This window comes from Pseudomonas sp. Kh14 (assembly GCF_900291005.1).
Lineage (GTDB): Bacteria > Pseudomonadota > Gammaproteobacteria > Pseudomonadales > Pseudomonadaceae > Aquipseudomonas > Aquipseudomonas alloputida.
Genome location: NZ_OLKJ01000351.1, coordinates 1 through 230, shown reverse-complemented (window position 1 = coordinate 230; position 230 = coordinate 1). Strand labels below are relative to the sequence as shown.

Annotated in this window: 1 pseudogene; it reads left to right on the top strand. The window is 40.4% G+C overall.

Features of this window, described 5'->3' with window-relative positions:
* Positions 1-230 (top strand): annotated as a pseudogene (locus FQ668_RS28385) (50S ribosomal protein L25); the annotation flags it as partial.

Here is a 230-nt window from a genome sequence, read left to right as displayed (position 1 = left end):
CCGAGAGTAGGATCATCGACCTCGATTTGGAAGGGGAAAAATTTGCCACTCTATTGAAGGAAATCCAAAAGGAGACAATTTCTGGTAATGTCATACATATTGATTTTAATCTTGTAAGGCACGATAGAAATATCCATGTTAGAGTTCCTCTTCACCTGAATGGCGTAGCAAAAGGTGTCAAAGATGGTGGGATTCTGGAGCATTCAATTCATGAGATCGAAGTTGAGTGC